The sequence below is a fragment of the Dechloromonas sp. H13 genome (genome assembly GCF_009469615.1).
Taxonomy (GTDB): domain Bacteria; phylum Pseudomonadota; class Gammaproteobacteria; order Burkholderiales; family Rhodocyclaceae; genus Azonexus.
In genome coordinates this window covers 1-23,666 of the sequence record NZ_SSXX01000010.1, presented here as the reverse complement: position 1 = coordinate 23,666, position 23,666 = coordinate 1, and the positions used below count along the sequence as shown (strand labels likewise).

Sequence of the window (23,666 nt, the reverse complement as noted above, 5' to 3'; positions counted from 1 at the left end):
TCAGGGGCGGCGACCGTGGTTTTGCATCAGTTGGGCGTACACCGGCTTGTAGTTGGCAACACTGCGTGCCCAGTTGCGCTCGTTTTCGACAAACCGGCGACCGGCACGGCGAATTTCTGGCCAGCGGGATTCCTGGGCGAGCAGTTCGATCAAGGTGTCAGTCAGCGCCTGCGCATTGCCGGCCTGGAACAGCATGCCGGTTTCTCCGTGGCGAATGAGTTCCTTGTGCCCGCCGACATCCGAAGCGATGAGCAGGCGCCCCTGGGCCATGGCTTCCAGCGGTTTCAGCGGGGTGACCAGTTCGGTCAGGCGCATGGAATGACGGGGGTAGGCCAGCACGTCGACGAGATCGTAGTAGCGCTGGACCTGATCGTGCGGGACACGCCCGGTGAAGACCACCTTGTCCTGCATGCCGAGACGCGCGACCTGGGCCTTGAGCGCCGCGTCCTGCGGACCGCCGCCGACGAGCAGGAGTTTCACTTCCGGGCGTCGGGCGAGGATCAGGGGCAGGGCGTCCACCAGCAGATCGAGGCCTTCGTAGGCGTAGAAGGAGCCGATGAAGCCGATTACGGTAGCGCCGTTCAGGCCCAGCTTCGCCTTGAGTTCGGCATCCGGCTCGCCGCCGGGGTCGAAGGATTCGATATCGACAGCGTTCGGGATGACGTTGACCTTGCCGGACGGAATGCCGCGCCCGACGATGTCGCTGCGCAGGCCTTCGCAGATGGTGAATGCGTGGTCGACGCGCCTGAGGGCGTAGGTTTCGAGCGCCCGGGTCAGGCGGTAGCGCAGGCTACCTTCGCGGGTGGTGCCGTGGTCGACCGCGGCATCTTCCCAGAAGGCGCGGATTTCGTAGATGACCGGGATGCCGAGGCGGCGACCGACGCGCAGGGCGGGAATGGCGTTGAGGACCGGCGAGTGGGCGTGCAGGATGTCCGGTCTGGTGCGGTCGACCACTTCCAGCAGGCGGTTTTCGACCTGGCGCATGAGGGCGATTTCGCCCAGACCGGGCAGCGCGGGGGAGGCGGCGGCTGCCGTACGGTAGAAATGCCAGCCTTCGACGTCTTCTTCGGCCTTGTCGCAGCCGATATGCTTGGGTGTGGTCAGGTGCTCGGTTTCCCAGCCGAGCTTGCGCTGTTCGCGGAGAATCGAGAGGGTGCGGAAAGTGTAGCCGCTGTGCAGCGGGATCGAGTGGTCGAGAATGTGCAGGACGCGGGTCACGCGGGTTCTCCGTTTTCCATGACGTTGCGCAGAAAGGCTTCGAACATCAGCAGGGTCCACAGCGAGGCACTGTAGTCGCGCACGCCGCTGTTATGGGCGTCGACCAGATGCTTGAGGTAGTCGCGGTTGAACCAGCCGGTGGCGGCCAGGCGGTCGCCGAGGATGGCCTGTTGTACGCGGGTCTTGAGCGGCCCGCGGAACCAGCGGGCGAGCGGCACGGCGAAACCCATCTTGGGGCGATAGAGCACGTCGTCCGGCAGGCGGGGCTCCATGGCCTTCTTGAGCAGGTACTTGCCCTCCTGACCGTTGATCTTTTCCGAGGAACGCAGCGTGGCGAGCCATTCGATGAGGGGGTGATCCATCAGGGGTTCGCGCACTTCCAGCGAATGGGCCATGCTGGCGCGGTCGACCTTGGTGTTGATGTCGCCGACGAGGTAGGTTTTCAGGTCGATGTATTGGATGAGTGCCAGCGGATCGTCGGTGCCGGCGTTGGCAGCATGGCGGGCGAAGACCTCGCCGGCATCGTAGCCGCCGAGCGCGCTGCGGAAGCCGTCGCTGAAGAGCTGCCGGCGCATCGGGGCGCGCAGGATCGAGAGGGAATGGAAGTAGGCCTCGACCGAGGTCCGGGCCATGCCCTCGAAGGTCGTCTTGGCGCGAAAAACGCGTGGTGCCCAGTCGGCTTTCGGATAGAGGCGGCCCAGGGTGCCGAACAGCGGGCGACGCAGGCCGAGGGGCAGGGCGGCACGCATCTTTTCTTCCATCAGATGCAGGCGATAGCGGCGATAACCGCCGAAGCTCTCGTCGCCGCCATCGCCGGAGAGGGCGACGGTGACGTGTTTTCTCGCCAGCTGGCAGACGCGGTAGGTGGGGATGGCCGAACTGTCCGCGTAGGGTTCGTCGTAGAGACGGGCGAGGGTATCGACAAGATCGAAATCGTCGCTTTCCACCCGGTCGACGTGGTGGCGGGTGTGGTAGCGGTCGGCCACCATTTGCGCGAACTCGGATTCGTTGAACGCCGGATCGGCAAAGGCGATGGAGCAAGTGTTGACCGGTTCCGCCGAGATGCCGGCCATCAGCGCGACGACGGCGCTCGAATCGACCCCGCCGGAGAGAAAGGCGCCGAGCGGGACTTCGGAAATCATGCGCAGGCGGATCGATTCCTCGAGGCGGCGGTTGAGTTCACCGAGCGCATCCCGGTGGCTGATCGGGTTGTCCAGCGTGAATCGGACATCCCAATAAATTCTGGGCTCGGGAACCGGTCGACCGCGACAGATCAGCAGGGTGGTGCCCGGCGGCAGCTTGCGCGCCTGACGGAAGATGCTGCGCGGCTCGGCAACGTAGCCGAGGGCGAAATATTCCTCGACGGCGCAGGGGTCGATGTCGCGCTTCAGCCCGCCATGGGCGAGGAGCGATTTGAGTTCAGAGCCGAAGAGGAAGGTGCCATCGTCGAGCAGGGCATAGAAGAGCGGCTTGACGCCGAGCCGGTCGCGGGCCAGAAAGAGGCTCTGGCGATTGCGGTCCCAGAGGGCGAAGGCAAACATGCCGCGAAAGCGCTCGACACAGGCTTCGCCCCAGGCTTCCCAGGCGTGGACGATGACTTCGGTGTCGCTGCGGGTATGGAAGACGTGGCCAAGCGCCTGGAGCTCGGGAATCAGCTCTTGGTAATTGTAGATTTCGCCATTGAAGACGACGCAAACTGCGCCGTCTTCGTTGTAGAGCGGCTGCTGGCCGGTGGAAAGGTCGATGATGGAGAGCCGCCGGTGACCGAGGCCGACACCCGGGTCGAGGTGTAGGCCGCCCTCGTCGGGGCCGCGATGGAACTGCGATTCGTTCATGCGATGGAGCACTGCACGATCGATTTCGCGTTGGCCTCGAGTATCGAAAATTCCGGTGATGCCGCACATGTCGGGCTGCTCCTGTCCTTGCTAAGCGGGGGCACCTTGACGGTGCAGAAGTTTGTCGTAGGTGCCGCGGTAAGCGGCGACCATCGCTTCCATGCTGAATTGCCGCTCGACCGTGGCGCGTCCGGCGGCACCCATGCGACGGGCCAGTACCGGGTGATTGGCCAGACGGACGATCTGTTGCGCCATGGCTTCCGGATCGGCCGCGGGGACGATTTCCCCGGTCTCCCCGGCGCTCACGAGATCGGCGTTGCCGCCGACGTCGGTGGCGATGACCGGGAGTCCGGAGGCCATCGCTTCGAGAATGGTGTTGGAAATGCCTTCGGCCAGCGAGGGGAGCACGAAGCAATCGAGCCCGCGCATGACATCGGGCACGTCGCTGCGCTCGCCCGGCAGCCAGGCCAGGTCCGCGACGCCGGCGGTGGCCAGAAGCTGCAGGCACTCGTCGCGCAGCGGGCCGGCACCGATCATCACCAGTCGCAGGCGGGTGGCGAGTGTCGGGTCGAGTTGCAGGGCGCGGATGAAGGCGCGCGCCAGCGTCGGCTGGTCCTTGACGGTCTGCATGCGCCCGACGGTGCCGACTATCCAGCAATCGGGGCGCACGAAGGGACAGCCCGGCATGACGCTGGCCATGCTTCCGGAATGGAACCGATCGGCATCGACGCCGTTGTAGACTTGAAGCACCTTGTTTTCCGGTACGCGAACGATATGGGTTAGATAGTCCGCGAGATCGCGTGACAGAGCGAGGTAATAACTCACGAATGGCCGATAAAATCGCCGTACGCGCTGGTAGGTGACATTCGAGCCATCCAGGTCGCCGACATCGCGACCATGTTCGCCATGGATACGTACTCTTACGCCGGCCGCCCAGGCCGGCAGCTGGACTTCGAGGGCAGCCAGGTTGCGGCTATGGACGATGGCCGGGCGCAGTTCGCGAAATAGCCGGAAAAGTCTGGGGAATAGCAGGAAGCCGTGACCGGGCGCCTTGTTCAGTGCAATGAATTCGACATCGTCCCTTTGAATGCGCTTGCGAAAATCCGTGACCTCGGTCAGCGCGATGATTGCGTGCCGGTAGGCATCGGTCGGCATGTGGTTGATGAGATTGACGATGCCGTTTTCGAGTCCGCCGGTGTCGAAGCGGTACATGACATGGGCAACCAGTGGGCGCGGATCGGTGGCGACTTGCTTGCTGTTCATCGGGAGCGGATCAGGTGCGTCAGCCGGTACGGCTGGCAGTGTGTGCAATGTAGCGGTCGATACCGGCCATGTGGGCTTCCCAGCTGTAGCGCGCGATTACCCGCTGGCGTGCCGCACGGCCGATCTCGGCGCCGGTTTCGGGGTTTTCCAGCAGGTGACCGATGTGCGCCCGGTATTCGTCCGGGCTGGTGGCCGTCAGCAATTCCTGCCCGACCACGGCGTCGACCGCAGCGGCACATTCGGCGGAGGCGACGACCGGCCGCGCCATCGCCATCGCCTCGAGAATCTTGTTCTGGATGCCGCGCGCGATGCGCAGGGGGGCGACGACCACGGAAGCATGCTGAAGGTAGGGCCGCACGTCGGGAACGGTGCCGGTCACGACCACCTTGTCGCTGGCCAGGGCCTGCAATTCCGGGGTCGGGCTGCGGCCGACGATGTAGAAGCGCGCGCTTGGCCAGCGCTCCAGAAGGCCTGGCATGACCTCGCTGGCGAACCAGGTGGCTGCGTCGACATTGGGCCAGTAATCCATCGCCCCGGTGAACACGACGGGCAATTCGTCCGCGGCATAGGGGGACGCGCGGCCATCGTCCGCAGCAAAATAATCGGCATCGACGCCGTTGCACATGGCATCGACGCGAACCGCACATGACGGGGCCAGGCGGCGAAAGAGCGCCGCTTCGTTGTCGGTGACGAAAAACGAACGGGCGGCCGAGGCAGCGACGCGTTTTTCGTAGTCGAGCAACAGCCTTCCCTCACGCCGGTAGAGCCAGGACATCGGCCAGCGGTGCTGCGGGGCGTATTGGGTCCATTTGGCGGAATCGACATCGACGAAATCGACGATGGTCCGCAAGCGGGGAATTCCATGCACATACTGTGCCATGGCCGACGAGAAGATCACGATGCTGCCGATGCGGCGGGACTTGAGCGTTTCGTCGACCCAGGCGCGCAGGGATGCGTCGCTGTAGTAGCGTAGCGTTAGTGGTTCCCCGGCCAGAAGCGCGTTGAGGCTGCGAATCCTGGCGAATCGCGGGTTGAGTTCGGCGACATGCAGATCGGCGCAGAGGGCGCGTACCGTGTCGATATGCTGGCGGTCTTCGGGGTCGTCGATGAAGGTGCCGAGGAATACGCGGTGCTGTTTCGCCAGATGCTTGAGCAGGTGATAGGAGCGCACCTTGTCGCCTTTGTTCGGCGGATAGGGGAGGCGATGGACAAGCAGGAGGATGTTGGCCATCTTCGGATCAGCCGAGATTGCGGACGATATGCGGTCCCAGCCGATTGGCCACGGCGATGGGCAGGCGTCGCCAGGCAGCGATGAAAAACCGGTACTTCGCGTTCGACGGATTGTTCTGGGGGACGCTGTCGCGCTTGTAGAGGCGGTATTCGTAGTGTAGCGGCTGTGGCTCGAAGCCCCAGTTCTTCTTGAAGGCGAAGGATCCCGTGCCGTGCTTGCTGCGCCCGTAGTCGAAAACCTTGAGTCCGCGCTCGCATGCCCTGCGCATCAGTTCCCAGTACTTGAAATCGTTGGCGGCAAGGTGACGTGCGCTCTCATCGTCGCCGGCATAGTAAGGCAATACCTCGTCGCGGAAATAAAATGAGAGCACACTGCTGAGGGGGCGCCCATCGGCCCCGCTGACGGTCAATACTTCGCAGTCCTCGCCGAATACATGGAGCAGGGTATCGAAATAGCGTTTGGGCATCGCCGGGGTGCCGTGACGGTGGACGTTGTCCGCATAGAGCGCGAAAAAGCGGTCAGTGTTGCGGTCGACCGTGCCGACCAGGCCGTTCTTGATGCCCTTGCGCACCATAGCCCGCTGCTTGCGCGGAATGGCGAGCATGTTGGCTTCGACCTCCGGCAGGATCTCCTTGCGGAAGGTGACGTAGAGGTCCTGCATCGGCCAGTCGGCATGCCGCTGGACGACATTGCGGAATTCCAGGTGATCCACCGCCAGGCGTTCCGCCAGTTGTTGCGCCGCGTTTTCCAGAGCTCCGGCGGCGCCGGCATCGTTTGCGGCGACACCACCATAGACGGCGAAGGGCAGTGAGACCAACGCATTGCCGAAAAGCCGACTATTCACGTGCGCAAGCGGCAAAACGCCACGGATACCGGTTTCATCGGTAGCGTACAGAAAATGGGTCTGATGGCGGAATACGTCGCGTATCACGGCTTGCCAGGACGAGCGATGAAAGAAGGTCGCCGTCGGGCAGGCGAATACGAATTCATCCCACCGTCGGGCCGTGGCGTTGTCTGCCGGGTCCAGTACCTTGATTTCCAGCATGGCGTTCAGCGTTGCTCAGAGAGGAAGAGGTGGTCCATCCGGCTCCAGCGGAAATCCCCCAGCAGGCGCTTCAGGCGCGTTTCCATGCTGCTGATGTTCACATAATGCCGGAAACGAGTCTTGCGGCTGATTCCGGGAATCCTGGGTTGCTCCACATCGATTTCCCAAGGGTGGAAATAGAACACCGCGGGAAGCTGGTCGGTATTGTTGATCCGCTGGAGCATCCAACGCGAGAGGCTGTAGGGCATCAAGCGGAAATAGCCGCCACCGCTGGCAGGCCAGTTGCGGTTCAGGAAGCGCAGGGTGGTGGCCGGGATTTCCAGCAGTCCGCCGATGGCGTGAGCGTGGCGCGGGGCCTCGGGCATCCCGTAATGATCGTGGCGAATGGGATAGATGCTGGAGCTGTAGCGGTAGCCGGCACGTTCCAGGCATTCGAATGCCCATAGGTTGTCTGCGCCAATGGAGAAGCTGGGCGCCCGGTAACCCTTGACCTCGGTGCCCACCAGGTCTTCCAGTATCAGCTTGGCCAGGTTGATGTCCGAGAAAAACGCGGATTCCGTCTGCTCGCTGGCGCGCTCGTGGCCATAGCCATGACTGGCCAGTTCGTGTCCTTCGGTGACAATCCTGCGGACGATCTCGGGGTATCTTTCGGCAATCCATCCAAGCGTGAAGAAGGTCGCCTTGGTTTCCTTCTCGTCCAAGAGAGCGAGGATGCGGTCGACGTTACGTTCGACGCGACATTCGCGCTGCGGCCATTCATGGCGCGGAATATGCGGTGCGAATGCCGAGACCTGGAAATAGTCCTCGACGTCAATCGTCAAAGCGTTTGTAACAATGGGCGCTTGCATGAAATCAGTTCGTTGACGATGCCGGCATTTCCCGAACAAGCCACGACGCAAGATCGGCCGCAATGCGTTCCGCGGCGTGTCCGTCCCAAAGCTCCGGCACGCGTCCCTGCTTGCCCCGACCCGACAGGATTTCGCCAGCCTGAACGCGAATGGCATCGACATCGCGCCCGACCAGCGTATTGGTACCTTGTTCGACAGTGATCGGACGTTCGGTGTTCTCGCGCAGCGTCAGGCAGGGAACGCCAAGCGCCGTCGTCTCTTCCTGAAGGCCGCCGGAATCGGTTAATACCATGCGGGATTCGGCCATCAGGCCGAGCATTTCAAGATAACCTTGCGGCGGCAGGACGACCAGCCGTGGCCCCGCGACCAGGTTCGCGAGACCGAAGCGCTGAATATTGGCCCGGGTTCTCGGATGCATCGCGAAGACCAGCGGCAGGTGTTCGGAAATTTCACGCAGGACACCCAGCAATGCAGCCAGGGTTTCCGGATCGTCGACATTGGCGGGGCGATGCAGGGTAACAACGCCATATCCCGACTTCTGGTCGACCAAGGCCGGGTTCGCGCCTGCCGCCGCCAGCGTTTCCCGGGGAGTCCGTGCAAGGGTCCGATTGTAGAGCAGTGAGTCGATCATGACGTTGCCCACGAAACGAACGCGTTCCGGCGTGATGCCCTCGCGTGCCAGATTGACCTCGGCGCTGCGTTCGGTCGTATATAGACGATCGGCGATCTGATCGGTCAATACGCGGTTGATCTCCTCCGGCATTGCGCGGTCATAACTGCGCAGACCGGCCTCGACGTGGACCACGGGGATGCCTTTCTTGGCAGCAACCAGCGTACAGGCCAGCGTCGAATTGACGTCGCCGACCACGATGACGCAGGACGGAACATGCGTGTCCAGCACCGGCTCAAAACGGCGCATCACCTCTGCCGTCTGAACGGCGTGGGAACCGGAACCGACGTCGAGATTGATGTCGGGGCGAGGCAGATTCAAGTCTTCGAACAACTTGTCACTCATCTCACGGTCGTAATGTTGGCCGGTGTGCACAAGCAGTGCGGGAATGACAGGTGTGTTTGCTGCCAAGGCACGCAGGATCGGCGCCATTTTCATGAAATTCGGGCGCGCGCCAACAACACAGAGTACAGGCCCGAGACTGGCGGGCCACTGCGACGCCGTCATTCTTGCTCCTTGGGGGCCTTGGTGTCCCTGGGGGCCTTGCGGGGCTTGGCATTCTGTGGATCAGTGTCGGGAGCAGCGGCGAGCACCTGGTGAAGCAGGGCCAGGGTCGTCGTGTTGATGAGCTCGAGTTGATGGAGGCCACGTTCGAGGCGCGCCAGACGGTCGTTGAACTGGCCGGCGTTCAGTCCAGCAAGAAGTTGTTGCAGGTCGCCGGTGTTGACGCCTTGCAAGTGGGCAGCCAGTTGCTTCTTTCTGCCCCGCGACGACTTCTGTTGCGGCTGGACCAGGCCGGAAATGACCCGGGATACCTGAGCATCGATATCTGGTATGGCATGGTGCACCGCTTCTGTGGCGGTGATCTCCATTCCCATCTCCATCTCCATCTGTGTTCGGGGAGCCGGACGACCGCCTTCGGTTTCCTCCAGGATCTCCCGTGCAACCTCCTCGACATCGATTGCGCCAAACTCTCTTTTTTCGTTGAGGTATCCCGAGAGCAGTAGGCGATCACAGACGGCATTGATACGGCGAGGAATGCCATTGCTCGCCTTGAATATCGCCTCAAGCGCATCGGGCAATATCTTGGGCCATTCACCCGCCCCGGAGCATTTCAGGCGATGTTCGACATACGCCGCGGTTTCCTCGACATCCATCGGACCGATATGACAGGAAGCGATGACGCGCTGACGAAACTGCATCATGTGAGGACTTTGCAGGATGTCGCGAAACTCGGGCTGGCCGATAAGGAAGCTTTGCAGCAGCGCGTGGTTGCCGAACTGGAAATTGGAAAGCATCCGCAATTCTTCGACAGCGCGCGATGTCAGGTTCTGCGCCTCGTCGACAATCAGCAGGCAACGTTTTCCCTTGCCGGTCATGCTGATGAGAAAGGCTTCGAGCGACATCAGCACATCGGATTTCGACACATCCTTGGTGCGAATTCCGAATGCGGCCGCAACCAGACGCAAGGTGTCATCTGCGTCGAGTTGCGTGCTGACCAGGTGCGCTGCAACGATCTTGTCCTGGTCCAGGCTGTCGAGCAGTCCTCGGACGATGGTCGTCTTCCCGGCGCCGACCTCGCCGGTGATGATGATGAACCCTTCGTTCTGGTGCATCCCATATTCGAGGTAGGCCGTGGCGCGACGGTGCTGCTTGCTGGCGAAATAAAAAGCCGGGTCGGGATTTAGTTGGAATGGCTTGCTGGTCAAACCATAAAATGATTCGTACATACGCTCAGAAGGAAAAAATCAGCGACGCGCTCAGGGCGTTCTCGTTGTAGGGATTCGACTCGCTGCTATAGACCGAGCGGCGTGCATTGATCGTTCCGACGGTTCGTGCGCCCAGACGGGACGAAACGCCGACCTGGAACATCGTCAGGTCGTTGTTGAGTGCCGTGTTCGAAGGAGCGTCGGTCTTTTGGTAGAGAGCGCCAACATTCAAGCTGGTCAGCGGCGTAAGGCGATGGGCGAGAATGGCGCTGTAGCCAGTTTGAATGACTTTCGAAAATGGATTGGTGGGATCGTCAATGCCGCCGGCCACCCACAAGGTTTCGTCGGTGATGCGTGTCCCGCGGAAAGTAATGGAATTGCGGGCTCCATAAAGGACAAGCGATAACTGCTGGGTACGCCGCACCTGTGGCCGATTGTTAAGGTAGCCGTATACCGCCTGGGAATTCGGCGCAATGCCAGCCTGATTCAGGAGGTTGTTGATATAGGCGGCACGGGCAACGGGGTCGGGATACTGGTTGGCGAGCAAGGCGTCGTATTGGTCGTAGACCGTTCCCTGGCCGGGCGGGGTGTATCCGCTGGAAAGAAAGGCCACGTCTTGCACATCGGTGTACTGGATACCTGTCAGGGGGAAGCGATGGCTGATGTTGACATTATGACCCCAGCCAAAAAAGCGCTTTTCCTGGAACCCGGCGACGATCGTACGATCTGTTGGCCGCCAGTCGAGTCCATAGCCGTAGGTCGAGTAGCTTTCGTTGTTGATCGTAATGTAGTTGTTCGATTCCTGGCCACCGCTACCGGAGATGCGCAGTTGTGGAAACAGGCGATAGGTCAGGATGGCTCGAACGCGTTCATCATCGTAATCCCGTCCCAGCGAGTAGTCGGTATTCTGCTGGCTGCCGTCGATTGTCCAGGCAAGATTCTGGAAGGGGGTTCCGCCACGAACCTGACCGATCCACTGCGAGATGTCCACGTCGGATACGGACCCATTTGAAGTTCTCGTCGTGGTGGCGTTGTAGCGCAGGAAGTATTCAGCGATATCGCCACCCAGTTGGCCGCGGATATAGGGAGAGACCTGGTAGGTTTGGGTCTGGGCACGGTTTGCGTTGATGTTCGCATTACTGACAGATTGGGTTCCGAACGGCGAAATCATCTGTTGCGAAACGTAGCCGCTGAAATCGACGAAGAACCAGTTGTCTATCGCTTCAAGCGTGCCGAACGTATTCAGATAATTCTGAAAGTTGTTGTAATCCGAATTTCGCGCATATGCATAGCCGACCAAATCGTAGTCGAGGACCATGTTCAGCCGGGCGGTATTGGCATTGATGCGAACCCCGGGAGCGAGCGTGCTGACCAGGTCGCCTTCCTTCTGGGCCGACAGATTGACATTGTCCGTCAGGGTTTCCGTCCAGCGCACCCGAGGCACGACACTCCAGGAGCGCGCAGGAATGGCGGGAGGGTCCTGTTGTGATCTGCTTTCTCCGTATCTGCGCAGTTGCGAGGCTGTGGTGCCCGGGATGTTCTGGTTGGTGTTTGTGAAAACCGGTGTAACGTAGGCACCTCCAAATTGCGGTGCCGGTGCAACGGAAGTCAAATTTTGCGGTTGCGAGGCCGTAGCGCTTGGAATGTTCTGGTCAGTGGTAGCAGAAGCGGGTGTGGCGTAAGTGCTACCGAATTGCTGTGCTGGAGCAACGGAAGTTAAACAGAAAAAAACGATGCCCGATGCCGAGCAAATCCGCACGGGGTTATTTTTCATTGCCATATCCGTAAGCGAACGAGTAACCGTACCCATAGCCTTCAGGTGCAGCCTGGCGGACCTGATTCAAGACCATCATTTTCACCGGGCAGGCATCGATGGTTCCGATGGCTTCCTTGACGGCAGCCTCAGCAGTTTGTCCGGCGTGAACGACCATTACGATCTGCCCCATGTGCGTGGCCAGGGCCCTGGCTTCCGTAGTCAGCAACAACGGCGGGGAGTCAAAAATGATGATCCGGTCCTGATAGCGTTTTGACATGTCCTCGAGCAAGCGGATCATGGCATCGCTCGACAGCAGTTCGGTGGCACGGGCGTGCATCGTACCGCTGGGTAGGATCGAGAGCTTTTCGACGTTCGTTCGCAACAGCACGCGGGAGATATCCACCGAATTTTCTTGTACGACGTCCAACAGGCCTTCGGCGGGAGGAAGGCCCAACATGTTCAGAATCGATGGACGGGCAACGTCCGCATCCACGAGCATGACGGTATTGTCCAGTTCCATCGCGATGCTCATCGCCAGGTTGATTGCAGTAAAACTCTTTCCTTCTCCCGGCAACGCGCTGGTGACCATGATGAGATTGCCATTTTCGACTGGTGCGGCGCCGCGTCCCATGGCATTGGCGATCAGTGGACGCTTGATGACGCGATATTCGTTCGCCAGTTTTGTGCTGGTGGTTTGAGGGACCAAAAGACCCGATGCGGCAATTGCATCGAGATTAAGGTCAACCTGCCTGGAGCGCATGGAATTGGTAACTGGTGGAACTGCAGATTCCTTGGCCGGGCTGTCGATGCGGACTGCTGCAGGCGTCCGTGCCTGGATCTGCGTTTGGACGTCATCTTCGGGTAGTTCGACGCCAGCCTGGCGGAGTTGCTCGAGACGCTTGGCTGCTTGTTCAATCAGACTCATTGATTTTCCTCAGGCAGCACGATGGGAGAGAATCGTAAGCAATGAAAGGCCCGCAATATAAGCCGTAACGAGCCCTGCACCGGCCAGCATGAAGCGACGCAGACTTGCGCGCTCTTGCTGGAGGAGTGTATCGCTGGGTACTAGGGAAATGACGCCCAGGAGAGGCAGGCCTGTCGCATCGCGCAAGGATTTCCCATCGAAAAAGACCGGGCGCAACTGGCTGGCGATAAAGGCGACAAAGAATCCACCCGCGAGTGCGAATAGCAGGCCGAGCGGCAGAAGGGCCAGACGGTTGGGCGAAACCGGTTTGGGCGACACGCGGGGCGGATCTACCAGACGGAAGTTCGTCACACCGGGCGCCGACTCCAGGTTACCCGTAATTTCCGCGGACTCCCGGCGACTGACGAGTTGTTCGTAATTCTTTTTATGAATTTCGTAGTCGCGATTGAGTTGGACAAACTCCGCCTCAAGTTGAGGTGCGTTTTTCATCTGATTGGCGACTCGCTTGTAGCGCGATTCGTATTCACTCACCCGCGCACGCAATGAAGCGACATTTGCCTCGGATTCAGCCAGGGAGACCTTCAGCTGCTGATAGACCGGATTGTTGCTGACCGCGGCGCCAGGGTTGGCCTGGGCGAATTTGCGGCGGGCAATCACTTCCTGGCGCTTCTGTTCTTCCAACTCCTTGATCAGGCGCCGCGTACCAACTACATCCGGGTGATTGTCAGTATATTTTTGTAGCAGGTTGTCAAGGTTTCGTTTCTGTACCTCGATTCGACCATCAATTTCAGGCAGGGACAAACCTGAATCCGAGCCAGAGGAATCGGGGAGAAGAACGGGCTCTTCACCCAGAATCTGGCGACGTAGCGCATCGCGCGAATTTTCTGCTTCACGCAGTTCCAGTTTGGATTTGTTCAAATTGGCGACGATTTCCGAAAGTCGATCGATACTGTCTTTGCCTTCGGTCTGCATGTCGACATTGCGCAGTTTGAACTCCTTCAAGCGGTTTTCGGCTTCCTCGAGTTTCTTTTCATAGCTACGGATCTGATCCTCGATGAATTTGCGCGCCGAGGTGGAGTCCTGTTGCTTGTCTCCCAGGCTCGACTCGACGAAGATTGAAGTGAGCGCCTGGACGACTTTCCGGGCGTTTTCCGGGTCGGTGTCCCGATACGAAATGGTGTAAAGGTTGTCGCGGTTGGTGTTCGTGACTAACAACGACTTCATCAGGCGATCGATCAGATCCTCATGCGAGTTCTTGTTACCCGGATTCTTGTCGAGTTCGGCCATGGCGATCAGCTTTTCGACATTGGGCCGGCTGATCAGGGTGCGACTGAGCATCATTACCTGCTGCTCGACATTCGGCTGTACCGTGAGGCCAGACATCAACGGTTTCAAAATTGATTGCGTATCGACGAAAACCCGCGCTGAAGCCTCGTATTTGTCGGGAATACGCAAGATCACACCGGCAGCGATGGCGCCGATCAACCATGCTGCAATCATGCCCAGGCGACGGTATTTCCAGGTCGCGCGCAAGGCGACCAAGACCTGTCGAAGAATATCTTCCATCTGAGAAGTCCGAACTTGTAACCGCCGCGGGTAAATTGCTGCCGCGGCGGTGGATGTCACATTGCGAGTGTCAGAACCAGCTCTGCGGGATGATCAGAATGTCGCCCGGTTTCATGTCGACATTCGCGGATACGTCGCCGCGCTTGACCAGATCCTTGAGGCGCACGCTGTACTGCTGGTTATTCTCCGAGGCGCGGAGAATGGTCGCACGGTTGCCATCGGCGAAATCGGTGATGCCGCCAACGGCGATCATGACGTCCAGCAGGGTCATCTGCTGCTTGTAGGGGAGGGTCTGCGGCCTGGCGGCTTCGCCGACGACGCGCACCTGTTCGCTGTAGGGGCCGACGAATCCGGTCACGATGACGGTGACGATCGGATCGCGAATGAACTTCCCCAGTTCCTTTTCGATATCGCGCGCCAGCGTTGTCGGATCCTTGCCCATGGCGTTGAGATCGTCGACGAGCGGAGCGGAAATCTTCCCGTCCGGACGCACGGGGACGATCATCGACAATTCGGGATTGCGCCAGACCACGATGCTGAGGTTGTCGCCTGGCCCGATTTTGTAGTTGTAGTCCGTAGACGATCCTGCGGCCGGGGCTGGCGGACGGGTTGACGAGCATGCGACAAGTGCCAGGGCGACAAGCGCCGTGGTCATCCACTTGACCCCGATCTTTGCAGTGGAACGAATGATGGACATAAAAATTTCCCCCAGTGAGTTTGCAGGCAATGCCTGCAGATCTATATAACAGACCGATATCATAACGGAAGCGGGTTCAGGATAACGCAACTATTCCTGTCTTCCGAGGAAGTATTTCACGGATGCGTCCGGCAAGCGGCGGGTGAAGCATAGCACCCGCCGGAGCGATTTTGACCGCTGGCTGATCAGTGGCGGTGTCGGGCAAGGAACTCCCTGATACGCGACAGGAAGCCTCCCTGCGTATTGGCTTCGTCCGAAAGAGAATCGCTTTGCGAAGTGTGTGGAAGTAGCGTTTGCGCCGCCCTTTCACAAAGATCCAACACATGCTCGAACCCCGCGAGGTTCCCGTAGTAGGGGTCAGGGACGTCGTCGCCCGTTTCGTCCGGCACATAATCCAGGAAGAGTCGGATTTTGGATTGATGCACTTCGGGGCAGATTCTCTGCAGGGAAAGAAGGATTTTTCGGTCCATAGCGAGGATCAGGTCGAATTTCTCGAAATCCCTGAGCGCTATGGTCCGGGCCTTGATGCCGCTCATCGAATATCCCCTTCCGGCGGCTACTCGCCGGGCACGGTCGTCCGGCACCTGGCCTGCGAAGTTTGCGATGGTGCCGGCGGAATCGAAAGTGTACGACCTGGCGATGCCCTGGGCCTCCGCGACCGAACGGGCCACCGCTTCCGCCATGGGAGAACGACAAATATTGGCCATGCAGACGAACAGGATTCGGGTTGCCGGGGCGCTTGACGGAGTGTCGGGCATTGTCGCCTCCAGCAACGAGTTGATCTTCAGTCGAAGAGCAAAGCCGCTGCCACCTTGCGGCCCTCGGCGGCGAGAATGTTGTACGTCCGGCAGGCGGCCTGCAGGTCCATCACTTCGAGACCGATGCCGGCCGGTGCGAAGGGGCGCAGCAGGGCGCCGGGGGGAAACCGCAGTTGCCTGCCGGTGCCGAGCAATATGATTTCGACGCCCAGTCCGAGCAGTTTCGCCATGTCGGCGGTGTCCAGCGTCGCGGGAGTTGCGGTCGACCACTCGGGGATGATCGATTCCGGCAGGAGAATCAGGTTTTTTCCGTATTTTTCGTGGTTGACCGCAACGAAGCCTTCGCCATAGGCGGTGAATAGATTCAGCCCGGCGGTATTGGAGAGGTGGAGTTTCACTGTGCTGTCTGCCCGAAAAGCCCGTCGAAATTGCGGTGCACCATGCGATAAAGTAGGATTATACCTTTTGGTGTACAGCAGGCTGCCCGATTGCGAATGGCTGCTGTTCCGATGGAACCACGTCATGAAACCGATCAAGAAATCCGCCAAGCTGGCCAACGTCTGCTACGACATCCGCGGCCCCGTGTTGCAGAAGGCCAAGCAGATGGAGGAAGAGGGGCACAAGATCATCAAGCTGAACATCGGCAATCTGGCCGCGTTCGGCTTCGACTCGCCGGAAGAAATCCAGCAGGACATCATTCGCAACCTGCCGAGCGCCGCCGGCTATACCGATTCCAAGGGGATTTTCGCGGCGCGCAAGGCGATCATGCACTACTGCCAGCAGAAGCACATCAAGGGTGTGACGCTGGACGACATCTATGTCGGCAACGGGGTTTCCGAGCTGATCGTAATGGCCATGAACGCCTTGCTCGATGCCGGTGATGAAGTGCTGGTGCCGGCCCCGGATTACCCCCTGTGGACGGCGGCGATCAGCCTCTCCGGCGGTACGCCGAAGCATTACCTGTGCGATGAGGGCAACGGCTGGTTGCCCGATCTTGACGATATCCGCAGCAAGATCACCAAGCACACCAAGGCGATCGTCATCATCAACCCCAATAATCCGACCGGCGCCCTTTATCCGGACGAGTTGCTGAAGGAAATCATCGCCATTGCCCGCGAGCATCACCTGATCATCTATGCCGACGAGGTGTACGACAAGGTGCTCTACGATGGCGAGAAGCATACGTCGATCGCGGCGTTGTCCGACGACGTGCTGACCATCACCTTCAACGGACTGTCCAAGAACTACCGCTCCTGCGGCTATCGTGCCGGCTGGCTGGTCGTTTCCGGCGACAAGCGGCACGCCAGGGATTACATCGAGGGGCTCGAGATGCTGGCCTCGATGCGTCTGTGCGCCAACGCGCCGGGACAGCACGGCATCCAGACGGCGCTGGGCGGCTATCAGAGCATCGACGATCTGGTCACCGAAGGCGGTCGCATGCGGCGCCAGCGGGATGTCGCCTACGACCTGATCACGGCGATTCCCGGCGTCACCTGCGTCAAGCCGAAGGCGACGCTCTACATGTTCCCGCGTCTGGATCCGAAGGTTTACCCGATTCGGGATGACCAGGCGTTCATTTCCGAACTGCTGCAGGAAGAAAAGGTGTTGCTGGTTCAGGGGACCGGCTTCAACTGGCCGCATCCGGATCATTTCCGCCTGGTTTTCCTGCCGCACGAAGATGATCTGAAGGACGCTATCGGGCGCATTGCCCGCTTCCTGGAAAACTACCGCAAACGCCATCACACGCAAGCAACTTCCCAAGTTAACCAACCCAAGTAAAGTCAGACCATGAAACCCATCAATGTTGGCCTTATCGGCATCGGCACCGTCGGCGGTGGCACCTGGACCGTTCTCAAGCGCAACGCGGAGGAAATTACCCGCCGCGCCGGCCGTCCGATTCGAATTACCGCCGTGGCCGACAAGAACGTCGAGCTGGCCAGGCAGGTGACTGCCGGTGCCGCCCGCGTCACCGACGATGCCTTCGCGCTGGTCAGCGATCCGGAAATCGACATCATCGTCGAACTGATCGGCGGCTACGGCGTGGCCAAGGAAGTGGTCATGCAGTCCATCGCCAACGGCAAGCACGTCGTGACGGCCAACAAGGCGCTGCTTGCGGTGCATGGCACCGAGATCTTCACCGCCGCCCAGAACAAGGGGGTGATGGTTGCCTTCGAAGCGGCCGTCGCCGGCGGCATCCCCATCATCAAGGCGTTGCGCGAGGGCCTGAGCGCCAATCGCATCGAATGGGCGGCGGGCATCATCAATGGCACCACCAACTTCATCCTGTCCGAAATGCGCGACAAGGGCCTCTCCTTCGATGACGTGCTGAAGGAAGCCCAGCGTCTCGGCTACGCCGAGGCCGACCCCACCTTCGACATCGAGGGTGTCGATGCAGCGCACAAGGCGACCCTGATTTCCGCCATCGCCTTCGGTATCCCGGTCCAGTTCGACAAGGCCTACGTCGAGGGCATCACCAAGCTGGAAGCCTCCGACATCAAGTACGCCGAACAACTCGGCTACCGCATTAAGCTGCTCGGCATCGCCAAGCGCCGCGACAATGGCGTCGAACTGCGCGTGCACCCGACGCTGATTCCGGCCAAGCGTCTGCTGGCCAACGTCGAGGGGGCGATGAACGCCGTCGTCGTCAAGGGCGATGCCGTCGGCACGACGCTTTATTACGGCAAGGGTGCTGGCGCCGAGCCGACCGCCTCGGCGGTGATCGCCGACATTGTCGACGTGACGCGTCTGGCGACGGCCGATCCCGAGCATCGCGTGCCGCACCTGGCCTTCCAGCCGGATTCCATGTCCAATCTGCCCATCCTGCCGATGAGCGAGGTCGAGACCGGCTACTATCTGCGCCTGCGCGTCGAAGACAAGCCTGGCGTGCTGGCCGACGTCACCCGCATCCTGGCCGACCAGGGCATCTCCATCGACGCCCTGCTGCAGCGCGAGCCGGAGGAGGGCGAGGGCGAGACGGACATCATCATCCTCACCCATGTCTGCCGGGAAAGCGCCGCCGATGCTGCCATCGCCGGGATCGAAGGCCTGCCGGCGCAAAAGGGCAAGGTCAAGCGCATCCGTCTGGAAGAACTGCAGTAAGCTGGCTGTCGCAGGGCGGTACGACGAACGGGGACCAGTGGTCCCCGTTTTTACTGGTCGGCCACCGGCGCCATCCAGCTCACCGACGCCAGGAACAGGTAGCCGGCGCCATAGACGGTCTTGATGAAGGCCGGGCTGTCCTGGTCCGGTTCCAGTTTGCGCCGCAGCCGTGAAATGCGGACGTCGATGCTGCGGTCGGTCGGCGCCAGGTCGCGCGTCCCCATCAGCTGCTCGCGCTGCAGGATGCGGTTCGGATGGTTGACGAAAATGCGCAGCAGGTCGGCTTCCGAGGTGCTCAGCAGGAGTTCCTCGCCCGACGGCGCATGCAGCGTATTGTTGGCGAGATTGAAGCGCCAGCCGGCGAATTCGGCGATCTGCCGGGCCTGGCCGCTGCTGGCGGATTCCCGGCGGCGCAGGATGCTGCGCACGCGGGCGACCAGTTCGCGCGGTTCGAACGGCTTCAGCACGTAGTCGTCGGCACCCATCTCGAGGCCCATGACGCGATCGCTGACGTGGGCGCGCCCGGTCAGGATCAGGATGCCGCAGGGCGACTGGCTGCGCACCCGCTGCATGGCCTCGATACCGTCCATGTCCGGCAGCCCGAGGTCGATGATGCAGAGGTCGGGTTGCAGGTTGCGCAGGCGGCGCAGGAGATCGCCGGCGCTGCGGCACCAGACGGTGCGGAAAGCGAAGTCGTTGAGCACCTGCTCGATGATGCGCGCGACGTCCGGGTCGTCCTCGACGATGACGATCAGCTTCTGAGATTCGACTTCTTTCATGACCTTTCTCGCTTTGTCGCCTGCAGGGCGCGCGCCAGATCCTGGCGGGCGAAGGGCTTGGCCAGCACGGGCAGTTCGCTGGCGACGTCGCCGGCGGCTTCGTCGGTATAACCGCTCATCAGCACGATGCGCATGTGCGGGTGATCGCTTAGCACGAAATCGGCCAGTTGGCGCCCGTTGACCCCGCCAGGCATTATGACGTCGCTGACGACGATGGCGATGTCGGCGATCTGCTCGATCATCTCGATGGCCTGCACGCCGTTTTCCGCCTCGATGACGGGGTAGCCGAAATCGACGAGCTGCTGGCGCACGACGCGCCGGACGTCGGGATCATCCTCGACCAGCAGCACCAGTTCGCCGGCCGGCGCGTGCGGCGCATCGTCACCCGCAGCATCGTCATCGGCCTCGGGGGTGGTCAGCGGCAGCACCATCAGCACCGTCGTTCCCTGTCCGGGCTGGCTCTGGATCGAAATGCCGCCGCCCGACTGCTTGACGAAACCATAGGCCATCGACAAGCCCAGCCCGCTGCCCAGCCCGAAGCGCTTGGTCGTGAAGAAGGGCTCGAAAACGCGGGCCAGCGTTGCCGCATCCATGCCGCTGCCATTGTCGGCCACCTCGAGCAGCGCGTAGCGGCCGGGCAGGACGTCGAAGGCCGCGGCGTCGCCGGCGAGCTCGACCGAACGGGCTGCGATGTGCAGGCGCCCGCCGTCGGGCATGGCGTCGCGTGCGTTGAGGGCGAAGTTGAGGAGGGCGCTTTCCAGTTGCCCGGGGTCGACCAGCGCATGGATCGAAGCCCCGGCGAGGTCGGTCGATACGGCGATCGATTCCGGCAGCGAGCGACGGACCAGCTTGCCCAGGTTGCCGATCAACCGGCCGATATCGACCGCCTGCGGCTCCAGCGGCTGTTGGCGGGAAAAGGTCAGCAGCCGCTTGATCAGTTGCACGCCGCGGCGGGCGGATTGAAGCGCGGGCTGGACGAATTCCTGGACGGCGGAATCGTCGGGCCGGTGATCCTGCAGCGCCGCCAGGTTGCCGATGATGACGGTCAGCAGGTTGTTGAAGTCATGGGCGAGTCCTCCGGTCAACTGCCCGATGGCCTCCATTTTCTGGGCCTGGATCAGCGCCGCCTGCATGCGCTTCTGCTCGGTGATCTCGTGCGAGAAGACGAAAAACCCCAGCGTCTCGCCTTCCGGCGTGATTTCCGGGACCAGCGTGCTGCGCGCGAAGACGGTTTGCCCCTGCCGCTCCATCTGGTACTCGTAGGTCACCTGTTGCCCGGAAAGCGCCTTCTTCACCGCGTCGCGCACCTGTCCGTAGACATGGGGGCCGATCACGTCAAGGACGGCGCGGCCGGTGACGCCGCCTTCCGGATGCCCGTACCAGTCGGAATAGCCCTTGTTGGCGTACTGGTAGACCTCGTGCCGGTCGACATAGCCGATCAGGATGGGAATGGTGTCGTTGATCAGGCGCAGGCGTTCCTCGCTGCGCTTGAGCGCCACGGCCATGCGCGTCTTCTCGTCGTTGGCGCGCGTCAGGTTGGCGTTGGCGTTTTCCAGCTGGGCGGTGCGCCGGCGCACCCGCTCGTCGAGCTGGATGTTCTGGTATTCGGTCAGGTTCTCGATGTAGCGCTGCTCGGTGACGTCGCTGTACAGGGTGACGAAGCCCTTGTGCGGCAGCGGTTCGCCGCGCAGCAGCAGGGTGCGGCCATTGGGGCGCTGGCGCTCGGTCACGTGCGGCGCGAAGCTGGCGGCCGCCGCGACGCGTTCGGCGATCTGCGTCTCGCGGTCGCCGGGGCCGTATTCGCTGCGTTCGGCATTGAAGCGGATGAAACTCTCGAAGGGCGCGCCGACATAGGCCAGTTCGCGCGGAAACTCGAGCAGGCGGAGGAAGGGCTCGTTCCAGGCCACCAGGCGCAGATTGACGTCGAACACGGTAATGCCCTGGTCGAGCAGGTCGAGCCCGGCCTGCAGCATTTCATAGCGCTGGGCGGTATCGGGCGAGGTCGGACCGGAGTTCATCCGACGATTCTAAGGCAGGCATGGCGCGCCACCTGCCTTTGTAACCATTCGTTACATTTCAAAAATAGTTGCGCAAGAGTGTTTTGCGATCCTCCTAAAAAAAATAGCGGTACCCCAACAACGAGAACAGCACTTTTGCATGAATCGTGAGGAGACATTTGTGTCAGCTAACCCCTATTCAGTCGGTCTCGACCAGAATCCGGCCAACTACGTCCCGCTGTCCCCGCTGAGCTTTCTCGAGCGCTCGGCCTTCATTTACCCGAAACGCATTTCCGTCATCCAGGGCGATCGCCAATACACCTGGAAGGAGTCGTACGACCGCTGCCGCCAGCTCGCTTCTGCGCTACAGGGCCGCGGCATCGGCAAGGGCGATACCGTCGCCGTCATGCTGCCGAACTCGGCGCCGATGTTCGAGTGCCATTTCGGCGTGCCGATGATCGGCGCTGTGCTCAATACGCTGAACACCCGCCTCGATGCCGAAGCCATCGCCTTGATGCTGGCGCACGGCGAAGCCAAGGTGCTGATCACCGATCCCGAATTCCTGAAGACCGTCAAGGCGGCCCTGGCGCTGCTCGAAGGGCCGAAGCCGCTGGTCATCGATATCGTCGATGCCGAGTACCCGGGCGCCGAGCGCCTCGGCGAAAAGGATTACGAAGCCTTCCTGGCCGAGGGCGACCCCGATTTCGCCTGGCGCCTGCCGGACAACGAGTGGGACGCCATCGCCCTCAACTACACCTCGGGCACCACCGGCAATCCGAAGGGCGTCGTCTATCACCATCGTGGCGCCTACCTGAACTCGGCTTCCAACATCATCTCCTGGGGCATGCCGCCGCACTCCGTCTATCTGTGGACGCTGCCGATGTTCCACTGCAACGGCTGGTGCTTCCCGTGGACGCTGGCGGCCAATGCCGGCACCAGCGTCTGCCTGCGCAAGGTCGACCCGGCGGTCATCTTCGGCCTGATCAAGGAACACAAGGTCAGCCACATGTGCGGCGCGCCCATCGTGTACGGCATGATGATCAACGCCCCGGCAGCGCTCAAGGAGGGCATCGAGCACCAGGTCAACGGCCTGATCGCCGGCGCCGCGCCACCGGCCGCCATCATCGAGGGCGCCGAGCAGATGGGCTTCAATATCACCCACGTTTACGGGTTGACCGAAACCTACGGCCCGGCCTCGGTCTGCGCCAAGCACCCGGAATGGGACAAGCTGCCGATCGACCTGCGCGCCGCCCGCAACGGCCGCCAGGGCGTGCGCTACCACATGCAGGAAGCGATCACCGTGCTCGACCCGGTCAGCCTGGAACCCGTGCCCTGGGATGGCGAAACGATGGGCGAGATCATGTTCCGCGGCAACCTGGTCATGAAGGGCTACCTGAAGAACCCCAAGGCGACCGAGGAAGCCTTCGCCGGCGGCTGGTTCCACACCGGCGACCTAGCGGTCGTCCATAGCGACGGCTACGTCAAGATCAAGGATCGTTCCAAGGACATCATCATCTCCGGCGGCGAGAACATCTCCTCGCTGGAGGTCGAGGACGTGCTCTACCGCCACCCGGCGGTGGTCGCCGCCGCCGTGGTTGCCAAGCCCGACGAGAAGTGGGGCGAGGTGCCGGCCGCCTTCGTCGAGCTCAAGACCGATGCGAGCTGCACCGAGGCCGAGATCATCGAGCACTGCCGCGGCCACCTGGCCCGCTTCAAGGTGCCCAAGCAGGTCGTCTTCGGCGAGCTGCCCAAGACCTCGACCGGCAAGATCCAGAAGTACGTCCTGCGTCAGCACGCCCAGTCGGCGCTGGCCATCGAGTAATCCGCCTTCCCCTTGCCACGATGCCCTCGCTGGCAGGGGTCTTTTTGTCCGGAGAAGGAGAGACCCATGAAGATATTGGTACCCGTGAAGCGGGTGATTGACTACAACGTGAAGGTCCGGGTGAAGGCGGACGGTTCGGGGGTGGATCTCGCGAACGTCAAGATGAGCATGAACCCGTTCGACGAGATTGCCGTGGAAGAAGCCGTGCGTCTGAAGGAAGCCGGGATTGCCACGGAAGTCGTCGCCGTCTCGTGCGGCGTCGCCGCCTGCCAGGAGACGCTCCGCACCGCGATGGCCATCGGTGCCGACCGCGGCATCCTCGTCGAAACCGACGTCGACCTCCAGCCGCTGGCCGTCGCCAAGCTCCTGAAGGCGCTGTGCGACAAGGAAGCCCCGCAACTCGTCATCTGCGGCAAGCAAGCCATCGACGACGACGCCAACCAGACCG

19 protein-coding genes and 1 pseudogene are annotated in these 23,666 nt (G+C 61.4%); 4 read left to right on the top strand and 16 right to left on the bottom strand.

The genetic code is table 11. The features are described from left to right. The 14 genes from GH660_RS16810 to GH660_RS16745 form a co-directional block, all read right to left on the bottom strand. Entirely contained in the window at positions 1-1,218 is a 1,218-nt protein-coding gene (locus GH660_RS16810) for a TIGR04063 family PEP-CTERM/XrtA system glycosyltransferase (RefSeq protein ID WP_153147921.1), read from the bottom strand. Beyond that, positions 1,215-3,122 carry an XrtA/PEP-CTERM system amidotransferase gene (locus GH660_RS16805; protein WP_153147920.1) on the bottom strand — a complete coding sequence of 636 codons (1,908 nt, stop codon included), beginning with the start codon at positions 3,120-3,122 and terminating at the stop codon, positions 1,215-1,217. Before GH660_RS16805 ends, GH660_RS16810 begins: the two co-directional genes overlap by 4 nt. Before the next feature lie 21 nt (positions 3,123-3,143). After that, on the bottom strand, positions 3,144-4,316 hold the full coding sequence (locus GH660_RS16800) for a TIGR03088 family PEP-CTERM/XrtA system glycosyltransferase (RefSeq protein WP_153147919.1): 1,173 nt from the start codon (positions 4,314-4,316) through the stop codon (positions 3,144-3,146). Between the two features lie 19 nt (positions 4,317-4,335). Next, entirely contained in the window at positions 4,336-5,547 is a 1,212-nt protein-coding gene (locus GH660_RS16795) for a TIGR03087 family PEP-CTERM/XrtA system glycosyltransferase (protein ID WP_153147918.1), read from the bottom strand. A 7-nt stretch (positions 5,548-5,554) separates the two neighbouring features. Next, positions 5,555-6,592, bottom strand: coding sequence for a FemAB family XrtA/PEP-CTERM system-associated protein (locus GH660_RS16790; RefSeq protein ID WP_153147917.1), 1,038 nt, complete (start codon positions 6,590-6,592; stop codon positions 5,555-5,557). 5 nt (positions 6,593-6,597) lie between these two features. Further along, entirely contained in the window at positions 6,598-7,440 is an 843-nt protein-coding gene (locus tag GH660_RS16785) for an XrtA system polysaccharide deacetylase (protein ID WP_153147916.1), read from the bottom strand. A 4-nt stretch (positions 7,441-7,444) separates the two neighbouring features. Further along, positions 7,445-8,617 carry a non-hydrolyzing UDP-N-acetylglucosamine 2-epimerase gene (gene wecB / locus GH660_RS16780; protein ID WP_153147915.1) on the bottom strand — a complete coding sequence of 391 codons (1,173 nt, stop codon included), beginning with the start codon at positions 8,615-8,617 and terminating at the stop codon, positions 7,445-7,447. Continuing rightward, positions 8,614-9,840, bottom strand: coding sequence for an XrtA/PEP-CTERM system-associated ATPase (locus GH660_RS16775; protein ID WP_153147914.1), 1,227 nt, complete (start codon positions 9,838-9,840; stop codon positions 8,614-8,616). The genes wecB and GH660_RS16775 overlap by 4 nt, the downstream gene beginning before the upstream one ends. Positions 9,841-9,844: 4 nt before the next feature. Then, positions 9,845-11,593 carry a TIGR03016 family PEP-CTERM system-associated outer membrane protein gene (locus tag GH660_RS16770; protein ID WP_194266347.1) on the bottom strand — a complete coding sequence of 583 codons (1,749 nt, stop codon included), beginning with the start codon at positions 11,591-11,593 and terminating at the stop codon, positions 9,845-9,847. Further along, positions 11,583-12,500 carry an XrtA-associated tyrosine autokinase gene (locus GH660_RS16765; protein ID WP_153147912.1) on the bottom strand — a complete coding sequence of 306 codons (918 nt, stop codon included), beginning with the start codon at positions 12,498-12,500 and terminating at the stop codon, positions 11,583-11,585. The genes GH660_RS16770 and GH660_RS16765 overlap by 11 nt, the downstream gene beginning before the upstream one ends. Before the next feature lie 9 nt (positions 12,501-12,509). Beyond that, positions 12,510-14,066 (bottom strand): XrtA system polysaccharide chain length determinant, encoded by a 1,557-nt coding sequence (locus tag GH660_RS16760; protein WP_153147911.1) that lies wholly within the window; start codon positions 14,064-14,066, stop codon positions 12,510-12,512. 70 nt (positions 14,067-14,136) lie between these two features. Then, positions 14,137-14,721 (bottom strand): XrtA/PEP-CTERM system exopolysaccharide export protein, encoded by a 585-nt coding sequence (locus GH660_RS16755; protein ID WP_153148005.1) that lies wholly within the window; start codon positions 14,719-14,721, stop codon positions 14,137-14,139. A gap of 227 nt (positions 14,722-14,948) precedes the next feature. Then, positions 14,949-15,521, bottom strand: coding sequence for a low molecular weight protein-tyrosine-phosphatase (locus GH660_RS16750; RefSeq protein WP_153147910.1), 573 nt, complete (start codon positions 15,519-15,521; stop codon positions 14,949-14,951). Between the two features lie 26 nt (positions 15,522-15,547). Beyond that, on the bottom strand, positions 15,548-15,919 hold the full coding sequence (locus GH660_RS16745; protein ID WP_153147909.1) for an Mth938-like domain-containing protein: 372 nt from the start codon (positions 15,917-15,919) through the stop codon (positions 15,548-15,550). 124 nt (positions 15,920-16,043) lie between these two features. Between GH660_RS16745 and GH660_RS16740 the strand changes: the two genes are divergently transcribed. Together GH660_RS16740 and GH660_RS16735 are read left to right on the top strand one after the other, a co-directional pair. Beyond that, complete coding sequence (locus tag GH660_RS16740) at positions 16,044-17,300, top strand: pyridoxal phosphate-dependent aminotransferase (RefSeq protein ID WP_153147908.1); 1,257 nt, start codon at positions 16,044-16,046, stop codon at positions 17,298-17,300. Positions 17,301-17,309: 9 nt separating this feature from the next. Then, a complete protein-coding gene (locus tag GH660_RS16735; RefSeq protein ID WP_153147907.1) occupies positions 17,310-18,620 on the top strand; it encodes a homoserine dehydrogenase in 1,311 nt (436 codons plus the stop codon). Between the two features lie 50 nt (positions 18,621-18,670). On the opposite strand, the gene GH660_RS16730 is transcribed toward GH660_RS16735, so the two are convergent. Both GH660_RS16730 and GH660_RS16725 read right to left on the bottom strand, forming a co-directional pair. Continuing rightward, the gene (locus GH660_RS16730) at positions 18,671-19,399 is read right to left on the bottom strand and encodes a response regulator transcription factor (protein WP_153147906.1); all 729 of its coding nucleotides are present in this window, start codon (positions 19,397-19,399) and stop codon (positions 18,671-18,673) included. Then, entirely contained in the window at positions 19,396-21,417 is a 2,022-nt protein-coding gene (locus tag GH660_RS16725; RefSeq protein WP_153147905.1) for a PAS-domain containing protein, read from the bottom strand. The genes GH660_RS16730 and GH660_RS16725 overlap by 4 nt, the downstream gene beginning before the upstream one ends. Before the next feature lie 160 nt (positions 21,418-21,577). Here GH660_RS16725 and GH660_RS16720 point away from each other — a divergent pair, with 160 nt between their 5' ends. After that, a complete protein-coding gene (locus GH660_RS16720; protein ID WP_228276541.1) occupies positions 21,578-23,218 on the top strand; it encodes an acyl-CoA synthetase in 1,641 nt (546 codons plus the stop codon). A 66-nt stretch (positions 23,219-23,284) separates the two neighbouring features. Further along, positions 23,285-23,666: pseudogene (locus GH660_RS16715) on the top strand (electron transfer flavoprotein subunit beta/FixA family protein); the annotation flags it as partial.